The 13,773-nt window shown below is 52.9% G+C and carries 17 protein-coding genes; 13 read left to right on the forward strand and 4 right to left on the reverse strand.

What is annotated here, in order from left to right:
- The first annotated feature begins 36 nt into the window (after positions 1-36).
- The 5 genes from Q9292_RS09230 (at position 37) to Q9292_RS09250 (ending at position 4,968) form a co-directional block, all read left to right on the forward strand.
- Positions 37-1,128 (forward strand): TIGR03790 family protein, encoded by a 1,092-nt coding sequence (locus Q9292_RS09230; protein WP_313987180.1) that lies wholly within the window; start codon positions 37-39, stop codon positions 1,126-1,128.
- 98 nt (positions 1,129-1,226) lie between these two features.
- Positions 1,227-2,525: a phosphate regulon sensor histidine kinase PhoR gene (gene phoR / locus Q9292_RS09235; protein WP_194749463.1), complete on the forward strand. Its 1,299-nt coding sequence runs from the start codon at positions 1,227-1,229 to the stop codon at positions 2,523-2,525.
- Positions 2,522-3,265: a hypothetical protein gene (locus Q9292_RS09240; RefSeq protein ID WP_228518929.1), complete on the forward strand. Its 744-nt coding sequence runs from the start codon at positions 2,522-2,524 to the stop codon at positions 3,263-3,265. The genes phoR and Q9292_RS09240 overlap by 4 nt, the downstream gene beginning before the upstream one ends.
- Positions 3,266-3,276: 11 nt before the next feature.
- Positions 3,277-4,431 carry a cupin domain-containing protein gene (locus tag Q9292_RS09245; protein ID WP_313987185.1) on the forward strand — a complete coding sequence of 385 codons (1,155 nt, stop codon included), beginning with the start codon at positions 3,277-3,279 and terminating at the stop codon, positions 4,429-4,431.
- 270 nt (positions 4,432-4,701) lie between these two features.
- Entirely contained in the window at positions 4,702-4,968 is a 267-nt protein-coding gene (locus Q9292_RS09250; protein ID WP_313987187.1) for a hypothetical protein, read from the forward strand.
- A 12-nt stretch (positions 4,969-4,980) separates the two neighbouring features.
- Here Q9292_RS09250 and tpiA read toward each other — a convergent pair whose 3' ends face one another.
- Entirely contained in the window at positions 4,981-5,763 is a 783-nt protein-coding gene (gene tpiA / locus Q9292_RS09255) for a triose-phosphate isomerase (protein ID WP_313987190.1), read from the reverse strand.
- Positions 5,764-5,827: 64 nt separating this feature from the next.
- Between tpiA and ybeY the strand changes: the two genes are divergently transcribed.
- From ybeY to Q9292_RS09280, 5 genes are all read left to right on the forward strand, one after another.
- A complete protein-coding gene (gene ybeY, locus Q9292_RS09260; RefSeq protein WP_313987193.1) occupies positions 5,828-6,262 on the forward strand; it encodes an rRNA maturation RNase YbeY in 435 nt (144 codons plus the stop codon).
- Between the two features lie 37 nt (positions 6,263-6,299).
- On the forward strand, positions 6,300-7,097 hold the full coding sequence (locus Q9292_RS09265) for a segregation and condensation protein A (RefSeq protein ID WP_194749468.1): 798 nt from the start codon (positions 6,300-6,302) through the stop codon (positions 7,095-7,097).
- Positions 7,098-7,125: 28 nt separating this feature from the next.
- Entirely contained in the window at positions 7,126-7,647 is a 522-nt protein-coding gene (gene scpB, locus Q9292_RS09270) for an SMC-Scp complex subunit ScpB (protein ID WP_409934492.1), read from the forward strand.
- 7 nt (positions 7,648-7,654) lie between these two features.
- On the forward strand, positions 7,655-8,002 hold the full coding sequence (locus Q9292_RS09275; RefSeq protein WP_313987201.1) for a LysR family transcriptional regulator: 348 nt from the start codon (positions 7,655-7,657) through the stop codon (positions 8,000-8,002).
- A 227-nt stretch (positions 8,003-8,229) separates the two neighbouring features.
- Positions 8,230-8,454 (forward strand): hypothetical protein, encoded by a 225-nt coding sequence (locus tag Q9292_RS09280; RefSeq protein WP_313987204.1) that lies wholly within the window; start codon positions 8,230-8,232, stop codon positions 8,452-8,454.
- A 97-nt stretch (positions 8,455-8,551) separates the two neighbouring features.
- Here the strand turns inward: Q9292_RS09280 and Q9292_RS09285 are convergent, their stop codons facing one another.
- The 3 genes from Q9292_RS09285 to nadB are packed head-to-tail and all read right to left on the reverse strand — an operon-like array spanning position 8,552 to position 11,203.
- On the reverse strand, positions 8,552-9,031 hold the full coding sequence (locus Q9292_RS09285; RefSeq protein ID WP_194749471.1) for a peptidylprolyl isomerase: 480 nt from the start codon (positions 9,029-9,031) through the stop codon (positions 8,552-8,554).
- Between the two features lie 60 nt (positions 9,032-9,091).
- Positions 9,092-9,589, reverse strand: a complete 498-nt coding sequence (locus tag Q9292_RS09290; protein WP_313987207.1) for a thermonuclease family protein — start codon at positions 9,587-9,589, stop codon at positions 9,092-9,094.
- Between the two features lie 3 nt (positions 9,590-9,592).
- Positions 9,593-11,203: an L-aspartate oxidase gene (gene nadB / locus Q9292_RS09295; RefSeq protein WP_194749472.1), complete on the reverse strand. Its 1,611-nt coding sequence runs from the start codon at positions 11,201-11,203 to the stop codon at positions 9,593-9,595.
- Between the two features lie 209 nt (positions 11,204-11,412).
- Between nadB and rpoE the strand changes: the two genes are divergently transcribed.
- The 3 genes from rpoE to Q9292_RS09310 all read left to right on the forward strand — a co-directional run bounded on the left by rpoE (position 11,413) and on the right by Q9292_RS09310 (position 13,597).
- Positions 11,413-12,042, forward strand: a complete 630-nt coding sequence (gene rpoE, locus Q9292_RS09300; RefSeq protein ID WP_194749473.1) for an RNA polymerase sigma factor RpoE — start codon at positions 11,413-11,415, stop codon at positions 12,040-12,042.
- Between the two features lie 99 nt (positions 12,043-12,141).
- Entirely contained in the window at positions 12,142-12,606 is a 465-nt protein-coding gene (locus Q9292_RS09305) for a sigma-E factor negative regulatory protein (RefSeq protein WP_313987213.1), read from the forward strand.
- 37 nt (positions 12,607-12,643) lie between these two features.
- Positions 12,644-13,597: a MucB/RseB C-terminal domain-containing protein gene (locus Q9292_RS09310; protein ID WP_313987216.1), complete on the forward strand. Its 954-nt coding sequence runs from the start codon at positions 12,644-12,646 to the stop codon at positions 13,595-13,597.
- Positions 13,598-13,773 lie beyond the last annotated feature (176 nt).

The following is a 13,773-nucleotide window of genomic DNA, read 5'->3' on the forward strand; positions in this document are numbered from 1 at the left end:
GGCGTAGTATCTTTGCAATCGCAATGGAGTGTTGAGTTGAAGGCAGTAAAGCAGTGGCTGATCAGTCAGTGGGGGGCAGTGGGTATCTGCCTGCTTTTTATGGTGAGCAGTGTTGCTGGCGCGGTAGACCTCAGCAAGCAAATCCCGTTGCGGCCCTCATTATTAAAGCCGGAAGATGTGGCAGTGGTGTATAACCTCAATGACGCGCAAAGCGAAGAGGTCGCCCGTTACTACCTGCAAGCCAGGCAAGTCCCTGCGGAAAATCTGATCGGAGTGGAATTGCCCCGGCATTTTAAAGATGCGCTGACGGTCCCCGAGTTTGAGTCACTCAAAGCCCAGTTGGACGCCAAGTTGACCACGCAGCAAGTGGTCTTGCTGGTCTGGCGCACCCCGTTTGCCGTGCAATGTAACAGCCTTACCAGTGCGCTGACGCTCGGGCTGGATCTCAATCAATGTCGCAAGACCTGTGACCCCGGGCGCGACAGCCCTTACTTTAACAGCCCCTCATTGCGGCCATGGGCGGATCACCATTTGCGTTTGTCCATGTTACTGCCCATCACCAGTGTCGCTGCGGCCAAGGCACTCATAGACCGTGGCGTCATGAGTGAATTCAGTTTAAATGACGCGAATGGGTTTTTTCTAAAAACCCAGGATGCGGCACGCTCCAAGCCACGTGAACCTTTTTTTCCGCAAGAGGGCATGACGGTCAAATCCAAAAAACTGACCTTACATACCTTGAGTCAGGAGACGATAGAAAAACAGCCCTCAGTCATGTTTTATTTCACCGGGCAAAAATCGGTCGATTATCTGCTTACCAACAGTTATTTGCCCGGCGCCATTGCCGATCACTTGACCTCGACCGGAGGCATTTTGTCTAATTACAATCCGCAAATGCCTGCCTTGCGCTGGCTGGATGCGGGGGTTACCGGCAGTTATGGCACTGTGTCTGAGCCCTGTAATTATTGGCAAAAATTCCCCAACCCGCAGGTGTTAATTGGCCATTATCTGGCCGGTGAAACCCTGATTGAGGCCTACTGGAAAAGCGTGAAATGGCCGATGCAGGGCGTGTTTATTGGCGAGCCGCTGGCCAAACCCTACGCCAAAAGCGTCCAGGTGGTGGATGAGTGAGCGATGGTCATCGCGCCTGCGCTTACGTCATTTTCCTGTCATTGTGCCTGCATCGTTGTGTCGTATAATCGCTGCCATCTATCCGGTGAGATTGGCTTGTGCAAGATATTCGTTTAAAAGCGTTTTGGACTTTGTTTCTGTGGGCATTTGGTTGCTTGCTCCTTGGCTGGTTCACAAATGCGCATCTGGCGTGGTTGACTTATTTATGTGGTGTGCTGGCCTATCTGGCCGGACATTTATACTGGATACACCGTCTGTACCAGTGGGCCCTTAAGCCCAGCCTGAATTTTATCCCCAACGGCAAAGGTATCTGGGAAGACATTTTTGCCAATCTCTATCATGAAATGCGCCGCCATTCGCGTAGCCAAAGCCAGTTAAGCAGTACCTTGGAGCGCTTGCGTCATGCCACCAGTGCTTTGCCGGATGGCGTGGTTGTGCTGAATAATCGTAATGAAATCGAATGGTTTAATGAGCCTGCCGTGCAACGCCTGGGTCTCAAGCGCCATCATGACGAAAGTCAGCCGATTTATTATTTATTACGCCAGGCCGAGTTCGTGGAATACCTGCAAGCCGAAGAGTACAGCGAACCACTCAAGCTTAAATCCTGGCGCAGTCCCGATATCACGCTGGAGTTGCAGATTATTCCGTTTGCCAGCAAGCAGCGACTGCTGATTTGCCGAGATGTATCCGCCATTGAAAAAACCGAAGTCATGCGCCGCGATTTCATCGCCAACGTGTCACATGAGTTGCGTACACCGCTCACCGTGATTGGTGGCTTTCTGGAAACCATCAGTGACATGCAGGGGGAGATTTCTCCCGATATCCAGCCTTATTTTGACATGATGCAGGCGCAAACGACGCGCATGCGCCGCATTATCGAGGACTTGCTGACCTTGTCACGCCTGGAGAATAATGTCACGCTCAAGGATGAAACCGAGATTGACATGAAGGCCATGTTGCAGCAATTGCATCGCGATGCTCAGGCATTGAGCCAGGGGCAGCATCAGGTCACCTTGCATATGGAGGCGAACGTTAACCTGACGGGCAGTTATAATGAGCTCATGAGTGCCATGAGCAACCTGACCACCAATGCTGTACGCTATACCCCGCCACAAGGCAAGATTGATATTTATTGGCAAATGCGGGGGGAGGACGTGGTGTTCAGCGTCCAAGATAATGGCATCGGTATTGAAGCACACCATTTACCCAGACTGACCGAGCGTTTTTATCGTGTGGACAGCGGCCGGAGCCGCGATACCGGCGGCACAGGTTTGGGCTTGTCTATCGTCAAACATATTCTGCATCATCATCAGGCCAGCTTGCAGGTGGAGAGTGAGCCTGGGCTGGGGAGCTGTTTCCGCATCGTGTTTCCTGCGCAAAGGATCTTGCCTGCATGAGTTGCATCGGCTGCAGTGGCCTGATGTTGCTATTGCTGCTGGTCGCCTGTACGACCTCCCCTCATTCAGGGTATGTCGATTCGCCGAATGGACGTCCGGTGCCAGTGCGGCAAGACCGGAATGCCTTGCATCAACTGGTGAAAACCGATCTGGATCGCCTGGCGGATATTGAATATGCCGAAAACGTCAGCACCTTGCGCTTGCTGATGCTCAAACTGTATAAACGCAACCCGGCTGAAGCGCAGAAATCTGGCTTGGGCGGGCCCGAACAGATCGCCACCTATGTGTTTGAGCAGGCTCACGTGCATGGCTGGCAACTGGAGGCGCTTGGGCATGCGCAAGACACCGCTGCGATCAAGCTGGCATTAAACCCGCAATTTGGTGGCGATCGCGTACTGGCACTGGTGGTGGGTATCCAGTCCATGCTTTACCGCGCGCATGGCAGCAAGGCGTCTTTTTTCTTGCTGGATAGCATAGATCCGCAAAACCTATACAATGCCGCCAGAAATATTGAAATCGCCATGTGGAAACTGGCGAATGCCAAAAATGCCCAGGGCGAACTGTTGTTGCTGACCAATAGCCTGACAGGTGAGGTACAGAATCTGAGCTTTGAGCGCGAGTTTAGCAAGCTGGTTGCCCGCACAGATTTGCTGGCCTTGACCTTGGCCGAGAAGTCGCAGCGCTTGATCTCGCGGCTGACACAAAGCATCACGACCGCCCCTTTTCTTCCTTTTAGATAATCTTCATCATCATGCATCAAGCCCTGACCCTACTGAACGGATTAAGCCCTGCGCAATTCATGGCAGACTACTGGCAAAAGAAACCATTATTAATCCGGGGTGCTATCCCTGGTTTTGAGGGATTACTGACGCCAAGCGAGCTGGCGGGGCTGGCCTGTGAGGCTGAGGTGCCGGCCAGACTGATACAGTTTGATTCTGAGCGCATGAATCAGGGAGATGGCTGGCAGGTCAGGCAAGGCCCGTTTGATGACGAAGACTTTACCAGTTTGCCTGCGCGCGACTGGACCCTGCTGGTGCAGGGGGTGAATCATGTGCTGCCAGAGGCGCAAGCCTTGCTGTCGCAGTTTAGCTTTGTCCCCAACGCCAGACTCGATGATGTCATGGTCAGTTATGCGCCGACTGGTGGTGGCGTCGGGCCACATATCGACAGCTATGATGTCTTCTTGCTGCAGGGCGCGGGGCACCGCCGCTGGCGTATCAGCCAGCAAACGGATTTAAGATTGATTGCCGATGCACCCTTGCGCATTTTGTCGCACTTTGAATGCGAGCAGGAGTGGGTGCTGGCGCCGGGCGACATGCTCTATCTGCCGCCCAATGTCGCGCATTGGGGCATTGCAGAAGATGATGATTGCATGACCTACTCCATCGGCTTCCGGGCGCCCGCCGCGCGTGAACTGGCCATTGAGTTTCTTGAGGCCTGCCGCCAGGAGATGCTGCCTGACGAACTGTATCGCGACCCTGAGTTGCAACCCGCTCAAGATGCCGCAGCGATTGACCAGCAGATGGTCAGTCAAGTGGCTGGCATGTTGCGCCGCTTGCCCTGGGAGACCGAGCAACTGGGACCGTTTCTGGCAAAGTATTTTTCAGAGCCCAAAGCGTATGTTGTGTTTTCGCCCAACCGCAAACTGAGTGCAGAGAAGTTTTTGCAACGCGCCCAGCAATCTGGACTGGTGATGGACTTGCAGACGCAGATGTTGCATTGGCAAGGCCAGTATTTTATCAATGGCGAGCGCGTGAGTGTGTCAGCGGAGGCGGGGCCTTTGCTCAATACATTCGCTAACCAGCGGCTGTTGACGGCCGCAGACTGCCAAACAGCAGCCATTCATCCCTTGTTGCCCTGGTTACGAGGGATTTACCTGTCTGGATACGTGCATTTTTCTGATTGAGCCGGTTAATTTTGCATTGATTGCAAAGGATTTGGCGGATTTTTTGTGAAAAAAACACAGAGTTGTTGTTCTGACACAAAAAAATCCTTTCTTTTTCACTGGTTTTTCGTTCTTTTTTTAATCAATTGCTGATACAATTTTTTCACTCGGTTGATTCTGCACCCGCAGCGTTACCCGTACATAATTTTTTGCTCATACATACTAAGGAAATAAAGATGACACGTTCTGCATTGTTGGCTGCATTGTTGGCTTTGGCTTTGACTGCTTGTGGTGAAAAACCAGCTGAAGAAGCACCTGCTGCTGAAGCGCCTGCTGCTGAAGCCCCAGCTGCTGAAGCTCCTGCTGCTGAAGCTCCTGCTGAAGCTGCACCAGCCGAAGCTGCTCCTGCTGAAGCTGCACCTGCTGAAGCTGCACCTGCTGAAGAAGCTAAGTAATCCAGACATCCGTAATCTGGTTTTACTTGGATGTAGAAAAGCCGACGAAAGTCGGCTTTTTTATTGGCTGCGCGCTGAGCACCTCAACCACTCAGGGGCGTGACATTACATGTTTTCAGGCGGCTGACTTGAGGGTGGATAACTCGTTGGCAATCTGGCAGATTTGAATAAAATCTTCGACAATCAGCGATGCACCGCCGATCAGCCCGCCATCGACATCTGGCATGCTCATCAATTGCGCAGCATTGCCGGGATTGACGCTGCCACCATAGAGCAAGGTTATCTGTTCTGCAACTTGTTCGTCCAGTAGCCCAATGTGGCCGCGGATGAAAGACAAAATTGCTTGGGCATGTTGCGGACTGGCGGCTTTACCCGTGCCGATGGCCCAGATCGGCTCATAGGCAATGACGCCTTTGGCGAGCGCTTGGATGCCTACATGTGAAATGACGGGGTTCAACTGCCTCACTACCACGAGATCGGTTTCGCCCAGTTCGTATTCTTCCAAGGTTTCGCCTATACACAGGATGGGCGTCAGCCCAGCCTTGAGGGCTGCCTCAAAACGCTCTCCGCAGCTTTCATCGCTTTCGTGCCCACGTAAGCGGCGTTCAGAGTGGCCGATAATGACGTAGGTGCAGCCAAACTCTTTGAGCATGAGCGGCGAGACGGAACCTGTGTAGGCACCACGCTCAAAGCGGCTCATGTTTTGTCCGCCCCAGGCCACATGGCTGTGTTGCAGTAATTGTTGCGCCTGCTGCAAATAGGGATGTGGCGGGCACACCGCATAGCGCGCCCGGTGATGGCGCGTCTCTTGCAACACACTTTGCATAAAGCGGGCATTGTCTGGCAGGTTGCCGTTCATTTTGCGGTTGGCAACCACCAGCTTGGGGCGATTTGTCATCACACCATTTCCTTTGAGGGTTTTCTTTCTATAATGTCGGATATTGTACATAAAACTTGATGCTATGCCTCAACTCGATTTTTCATTACAAGTGGCGACACCTGCGGAAGATGTGCCCAGCGCGTCGCAATTCAAGCGCTGGATCCGCGCCAGCTTGCGCGTAGATACCAGCCTGACGATCCGTATTGTCGATGCTGAAGAAGGCCAGCAACTGAATGCGAATTACCGCGGCAAGGATTATGCGACCAATGTGCTCACCTTCCCGTTGGCGGAGGAGCCCTGCCTGATGGGCGACATTGTGATCTGCGCGCCGGTGATTAGCAGAGAGGCTGCTGAGCAGGGCAAGTCCGTGCTGGCGCATTATGCGCACATGACGGTGCATGGCGTCCTGCACATGCATGGCTACGACCATGAGGTTGAGGCGCAGGCGGCGCTGATGGAGGCGCTGGAGATCGGCATCCTGCAAAAGCTGGGCTTCCCCAACCCTTATGCAGAATAAGCTTTAAGCGCCCGCGACAAGTCGCTACAATCCGTGCATGGAGCTTTCCGTCAACAGCACCCAGATCAGAATCAATGGCGAGCCGCTCTCGGCTTTGCCGCAAGATTTGTATATTCCGCCGGATGCGCTGGAAGTGTATCTGGAGACCTTTGAAGGGCCACTGGATTTGCTGCTGTACCTGATCCGCAAGCACAATCTGGATATTCTCGACATCCCCATGGCTGAGCTGACCACGCAGTACATGGGCTATGTGGAAAAAATGAAAGCGGTGAATCTGGAGTTGGCTGCCGACTATTTGCTCATGTCAGCCATGCTGATTGAGATTAAGTCACGCATGCTGTTGCCCAAGCCGCAAGAGCTGGAGGAGGAAGACGACCCGCGCGCTGAGTTGGTCAAACGGCTGATGGAGTATGAGGCGATCAAGCAGGCTGCACAGCGGCTGGATGCCTTGCCCAAAGTCGGCGTAGACATTGAGGTGGCTGCGGCGTATTACGAGCGGCTGTCACTGGTCAAGCCGCCTGAAGTCAGTCTGGATGATCTGGTAGAGGCGTGGCGCAATGTGCTCAAGCGTGCCAGGCTCAATCAGCACCATAAACTGGGGCGGGCGGAACTCTCTGTACGCGAGCATATGAGTCTGTTGTTGCGGCGCTTGTCGGCAACGCCGGTATTGCGGTTTGACGAGCTGTTCGATGTGGGGACTGAGGGCGTGCCCAAGCTGGTGGTGAATTTCCTGGCCATGCTGGAGCTGGCCAAAGAAGGCTTGATTCTGATCACGCAGCAGGAGGCTTTTGGTACCATTTACCTGCAAGCCAATACCACTGGCCGGGAGACTTGACGTGCATACTCCGGAAAACATTACCGAGATGAAACAAGTGCTGGAGGCTGCCTTGCTCACCTCGCCGCAGCCGCTGTCTCTGGACGATTTGCTCAAATTGTTTGCCGGACGCATGGAGCGTGCGACATTGCGCATGTTGCTCGATGAACTCAAGGCCGACTGGTCGGATAAAACGCTGGATTTAGTACAAGTGGCCAGCGGCTACCGCTTTCAGGCCAAAGCTCAATACAGCGAATACCTGGCGCGTCTGAATCCTGAGCGGCAGCCAAAATACTCACGCGCAGTGATGGAAACACTGGCGATTATTGCCTATCGTCAACCGGTGACGCGGGGCGATATCGAGCAGATCCGCGGCGTGGCGGTGAATCCGAATGTGATTCGGCAATTGCAGGAGCGTGACTGGATAGATGTGGTCGGCCAGCGTGAAGTCCCCGGACGCCCGTCACTGTATGCCACGACCAAACATTTTCTCGATGATTTGAACTTGCGTTCGCTGGCCGAGTTGCCGCCTTTTGAAACCTTTGTGCAAACAGATATTCAGTCAAAGTAGTTTACCTATGTCCGCCTCACTGCTTAAAATCAGGATCAGCCATCAAGGCCACATCGCGCTCGGTCCAGGCAAAATCGAGTTGCTGCAGCACATTGTGCAACACGGTTCCATTTCGGCCGCTGCCAAGCAAATGCGCATGTCTTATCGCCGGGCATGGGAGCTTGTTGATTTGATGAATCATTGTTTTGACGAGCCGGTCGTCATCAGTGCCGCTGGAGGCGCGCACGGCGGCGGCGCACAGGTCACGGCCTTCGGTTTGGCACTCATCCAGGCCTATGAGCACATCCTGCAAAAGTCTGCGCAAGCGGCGGCGGATGAGCTTGGCTTTATCACCCAGCACCTGCAAAAAAACTGATTTTTTCAAAAAAAACCGTATTTTTCAAGTTTCGTAATATGCATTTGAATATAACGATGGTAGCATCACAAGCTTGTTATACCGTGCGCGCCATCCATCATGCGTGCATGATCAAGGGCTGATAATGCGGAACACACTCTACAGGAATAAAGTGCTATGGCTGGTCGCCGGTCTCATCCGCTTGATGGCACATGTATTGCTCAGCAGGGCTGAAGACAAAAAAACGCATGATATTCGCGGCAGCCAGCCTGACGGATGCCATGAACCAGTTTCCAGACAATAATAGCCAGCAAAGCTGGTATGCGAGTGATGACGGTGTAGGGGGGGCTCCGGGACTTTGGTCAAACAGATGGCACTCGCGAGGTATCCTGACCATTCCGGTTGGAATTTATGTCAAACAGTCGCTGACCGGCTTGTGCTGGTGGGATAAGCTTAAAAATCGCCTGGGCTGAATTAGCAGAGATTGCCGATGAAGTGCTGGTGCTGGTGCTGGCGCAGGGTCAGTTGCGCCAGCCAGTAGCGATAGGCCAGCTTGCGCTGGCGGGTTGATTAGTGGTGATGACCACCGGCACCATGCACATGCTGGTGCTCGATTTCTTCTTGATTGGCTGAGCGTACGCTGGCAATCGTTGCCGTGAACAGCAGACGCTGGCCGGCCCAGGGATGGTTGCCATCGACCACGACTTTACCATCTGCAATATCGGTGATGGTGTAAAGGATCACGTCGCCGGTTTCGTCTTCGCCTTCAAACTGCATACCGACTTTAAGATCTTTGCTCGGAAAGGCGCTGGCCGGTTCAATTTGCACCAGGTTGTCGTCGTACTCACCAAAGGCATCTTCAGGGTCCAGACTTACTTCTACCTTGTCGCCGACATTTTTGCCATGCATGGCTTCTTCTACTTTGGGAAAAATGTTGTCATAGCCGCCGTGCAGGTAGGCCACCGGCTCCTGGCTTTCTTCCAGAATGTCGCCATCACTATTTTGCAGTTTATAGGTCATGGAGACCACGGTGTTCATTGCTACTTGCATGTGTTGAATCCTAAAGTTCGCTGTTAAAACAATATTCTAAAGGATATTGTGGCGACAGTGTCAGTCTTGGTGACGATAATGTTGACCGTATAATTTTCGCCATTGCCAGGGTGGCATCGCCTCGCTTGATTGCCACAAACCCAAGCCTTGTTGTTGTGCCTGCTGCTGCAAGGCCTGCAAGGCGGTGCGTGTTGAGTAGCGCGCATTAAACCAAGCCATCCCTTGCGCCACCTGAAACTGGCTGGCCTCTGTGCCATCGCAGTAGAGGTGGCCCAGTTGCCTGCCATATTGATCTTGGCCTTGGGTGTTGACCGTAATCTTTGCACAGGCACACAGTTGGCTCAAGCTACGGCGGGATTGCTTGCCAAATGCTTGGTGCAGCTCAGGCGCATCAATGTCCAGCAAACGCAAGCGATAATGGCTGCCTTGCGCCTGTATCAATACCGTGTCGCCATCAATGATTTTTTCAAGTTCTGGGGCGGCAATACTGCTATTGCAGAGCATGAGCCACAGGCAGGCTGCCAGCCATCTGCACAACACACGAACGCGAGTGGCCATACGCTAATCAAGCAAGCTGGTATAGTTGTCCGGGGTCAGGACGGTAGGAATGGCTTCGGGCAACAGGTCTGGGTAGTCTTTGCTGTAATGCAAGCCACGGCTTTCATGGCGTTCGATGGCGCTGCGGACAATCAATTCCGCCACCTGTAACAGGTTACGCAGTTCGATGAGGTCGTGACTGACTTTAAAGTTACTGTAAAACTCATGTACTTCATCGCGCAGCATATGGATGCGATGCAGTGCGCGGCTCAGGCGTTTGGTGGTCCGCACAATCCCTACGTAGTTCCACATGAACCGGCGCAACTCGTCCCAGGTGTGGGTGATCAGCACTTCTTCATCGGCATCGGTAACGCGGCTTTCGTCCCAGTCCGGCAAGGAAATGGTCGGTTGCTGACCCTGTGACCGGATATCTTCGGCGCAGCTGCGACTGAAGGCCAGACACTCCAGCAAGGAGTTGCTGGCCAGGCGGTTGGCGCCGTGCAGGCCGGTGCAGGCGGTCTCGCCAATGGCATACAGGCAGTCAATATCGGTGCGGCCATGGATGTCGGTCATGACGCCGCCACAGGTGTAATGCGCTGCAGGCACCACGGGAATCGGTTGCTTGCTGATATCAATGCCCAATTGCAGGCAGCGCTGGTAAATATTCGGGAAGTGGGACTGGATGAAATCCAGTGGTTTATGGCTGATGTCCAGGTAAACGCAATCCAGGCCGCGCTTTTTCATCTCGAAGTCGATGGCGCGCGCAACTACATCGCGCGGGGCCAGTTCCGCACGCTCGTCATGCCAAGGCATAAAGCGGGTGCCATCAGGCAATAATAGCAAGCCGCCTTCGCCACGCAGCACTTCTGAAATCAAAAATGATTTGGCGTGCGGGTGATAGAGGCAAGTAGGGTGAAACTGCACAAACTCCAGATTAGCCACGCGGCAACCCGCACGCCAGGCCATGGCAATACCGTCGCCGGTGCTGATGTCAGGGTTGGTGGTATACAAATAGACTTTACCCGCGCCCCCTGTGGCCGTCACTGTGTATTGGGCAGACAGTGTGATCACTTTGCCGGTCTGGTTGTTCAGCACATAGGCTCCCAGGCAACGGTTGGGGCCATCATTCTCGGTTTGCTTGAACAGTTTGTGTGTGGTGATTAGGTCCACCGCAATATGGTGTTCCAGAATGGTAATGTTAGGGTGGGCACGTACGCGATCGGTCAGCGTAGTTTGCACCGCCTGGCCCGTGGCATCGGCCACGTGGACGACGCGCCGGTGGCTGTGCCCCCCCTCGCGGGTGAGATGCAGGCGGTCATCTTGAGCTTCACGCGTAAAATTCACGCCTTGCTGCAATAACCAGTCTATGCTGTCGCGGCCACTGGTCACCACCATGCGGGTGACTTCGCTGTCGCACAGGCCCGCGCCAGCGTCCAGCGTGTCTTTGATATGCGCCTCTACCGAATCTTCGCTATTGAGTACCGCCGCTATGCCGCCCTGTGCCCAGTTGCTGGCACTCATGGTCAGTTCGCGTTTGCTCAAGATACATACCCGGTATTGATCGGCCAGTCGTAAGGCCAGCGATTGGCCAGCCAGGCCACTACCAATAATCAAGACATCAAACACTTTATTCATAAACGGGCGTGGTCAACGGAACTTTTGAAGAGGGCGGTCAGTCGTACTAGTGTTCGCATTGCGTGTTGCAACTGCAAACAATACTAAGGGATGAGACGATGTTACACACAGCAAATTTAGAGGCGTTAACGCGCACTGGGTTCGTCGAAAATAACACAAAAGCGTATACTACTCCCAATCATAAAATTACCCAAGGGAGTCATCGCGATATGACTGTTCAGGCGGCGAGCGCCAAACAGCAAGAGAATAAAGAGTTTGACCAGATGCTGGTTGAACGCGCTCAACAAGGCGATAAACGCGCCTTTGGATTGCTGGTGGAAAAATACCATCGCAAGTTGGGCCGCTTGCTGTCGCGTATGATCCGCGATCAGGCAGAAGTGGAAGATGTGGTGCAGGAGTCTTTTATCAAGGCTTATCGTGCGCTGCACAGCTTCCGTGGGGACAGTGCGTTTTATACATGGCTGTACCGGATTGGCATTAACACGGCCAAGAATTATCTGGTGTCCATGGGGCGCAAGCCGCAGGTGATGCAGGATGTCGAAATTGAGGATGTCGAGAATTTTGATGAAGGTGAAGACATGCGTACGATGGAGACGCCTGAAACATCCCTGATGACCAAGGAGATTGCGCAAACCGTGAATGATGCGATTGCTGCGTTGCCAGATGAGTTGCGCACTGCGATCACCTTGCGTGAGTTAGAGGGCTTGAGTTACGAGGACATTGCTAGCGTCATGCAGTGCCCGATTGGCACAGTGCGATCCCGTATTTTCCGTGCCCGTGAGACCATTGCCGCGAAATTGAGGCCGTTGTTGGATACGCCACACAATAAACGCTGGTAGTGGCATGATTTGTTATAAAAATTTGATTGGGTGTGTAGGTGTTATGACAAATTTTTTGTTAAATGCTAACATAAAAACATTGATTGATTTGGGGTTATTATGAAGCAGCAATTATCTGCCTTGGTCGACGGTGAGGTCGATGTTGAACGCTGTGAACATATATTCTTGGCGGCCAAATCTTCTGGCGAGGTCGCACAAGCCTGGCGCGAGTATCATGTGATCCGTGACGTCATGCGCGATGAGCTGTGGATGCAGTCAGACATGACCAGCCGCATTATGACCGCACTTGAAGATGAACCGACACTATTGGCGCCGCAAGCCATCGCCAATGCCGACAAATTGACGCGTATCCGCCCGCGTTTTGACAAGTACACCTGGTCTATTGCCGCGTCTGTGGCTGCTGCCTTTTTTGTTGGCATGTTTGTGCTTAATCAACCTGAGGCGCCTGCCCCTGCGCAGATTGCCGACAATGATACCGAGCAATATGTATTGGCTCATCATAATTATGCGCCGAGTAGTGTGACTTATTACACGCATAATGTTGCCTATACGGCTGGCGAATAAAATTTCTTTCACTCATCATTTGGTTGTTGCTACTGCTATGTTTTGGCGGATTGTTGCTTCGATTTCATGCCTGTTCATGGTGCAGCAGGCGGCCTTTGCTGAAGAAGATTTATGGTCAACCATGCAGAAAACCGCCTCTGCCGCCAGAGAGCTCAATTATCAGGGCCTGTTTGTCTATCACAATGGCTCCATGATCCGTTCGGTGCAAATCACCCACATTTATGAAGGCGGCCGGGAATTCACACGCAATGTGGTCCTCGATGGCCGCCCGCGTGAAGTATTCAGTGAAGGCGATGATATTGTCATTTTTAATGCTAAAAATGACAAGGTCGTGATCGAGAAGCGCCGAGGCCAAAACCTGTTTCCGGCCATGCTGCCCACACAGCTATATCCCCTCAAGCAAAATTACAAGCTCAAGTTTGTCGGACAGGAGCGCATTGCCGGGCGTCTGGCACAGGTCATCGACATGGTGCCGAATGACAATCTGCGTTACCAGTACCGCATCTGGTCTGATACTGAATATGGCTTGTTGCTCAAAATGAGCATGATGGATATGCAAGGGCATACCTTGGAGCAAATTGGGTTTAACCAGGTGTCTATGCTGCATACCAAAGATCTGGATTGGTTTCAGCCCAAGATTGATGCGACCAAGCCTTATGTGATGGATGACACCACCGAGCTTACGCATGTAGAAGACAATCTGGTGGTGCCGAATTTGCCGACGGGCTATAAAAAGGTTGACCAAATCAGTTTAAAAGTGCCCGGCAGGACTGCCCCCGTGCAGCAATGGATTTTTTCTGATGGATTGGCTTCGGTGTCACTGTTTGTCGAGCCGATGGTAAAAGGCATGCAGCCCCGCGTCGGTAAGAAAAATATGGGCTCTACCAATGTGTACGCCCATGTCCTCAATGGCTACCAGCTGGTGGTGGTGGGGGAAGTTCCGGCGCAAACCGTGGAACAGATTGCGCAGCAAGTGACCTTTAAAAAGTAATGGCTGCCTGTCTGTTTGTGCATGCCTTGGTCCCGCCTCCTTGAAATCATGCCGCAATATTTCATTGCTATCCTCTTCAATTCGCTGTTATGGTGTGTTTTGGCGCGTGTCAGTTGGCGCTTGTATTTCTCAGCAATGGCACCATTTACATGCAGTAGCAAACGCATGCTGGTCAG

The sequence above is a fragment of the Methylophilus sp. VKM B-3414 genome, from assembly GCF_032248435.1.
In the GTDB taxonomy this organism is placed as follows: domain Bacteria; phylum Pseudomonadota; class Gammaproteobacteria; order Burkholderiales; family Methylophilaceae; genus Methylophilus; species Methylophilus glucosoxydans.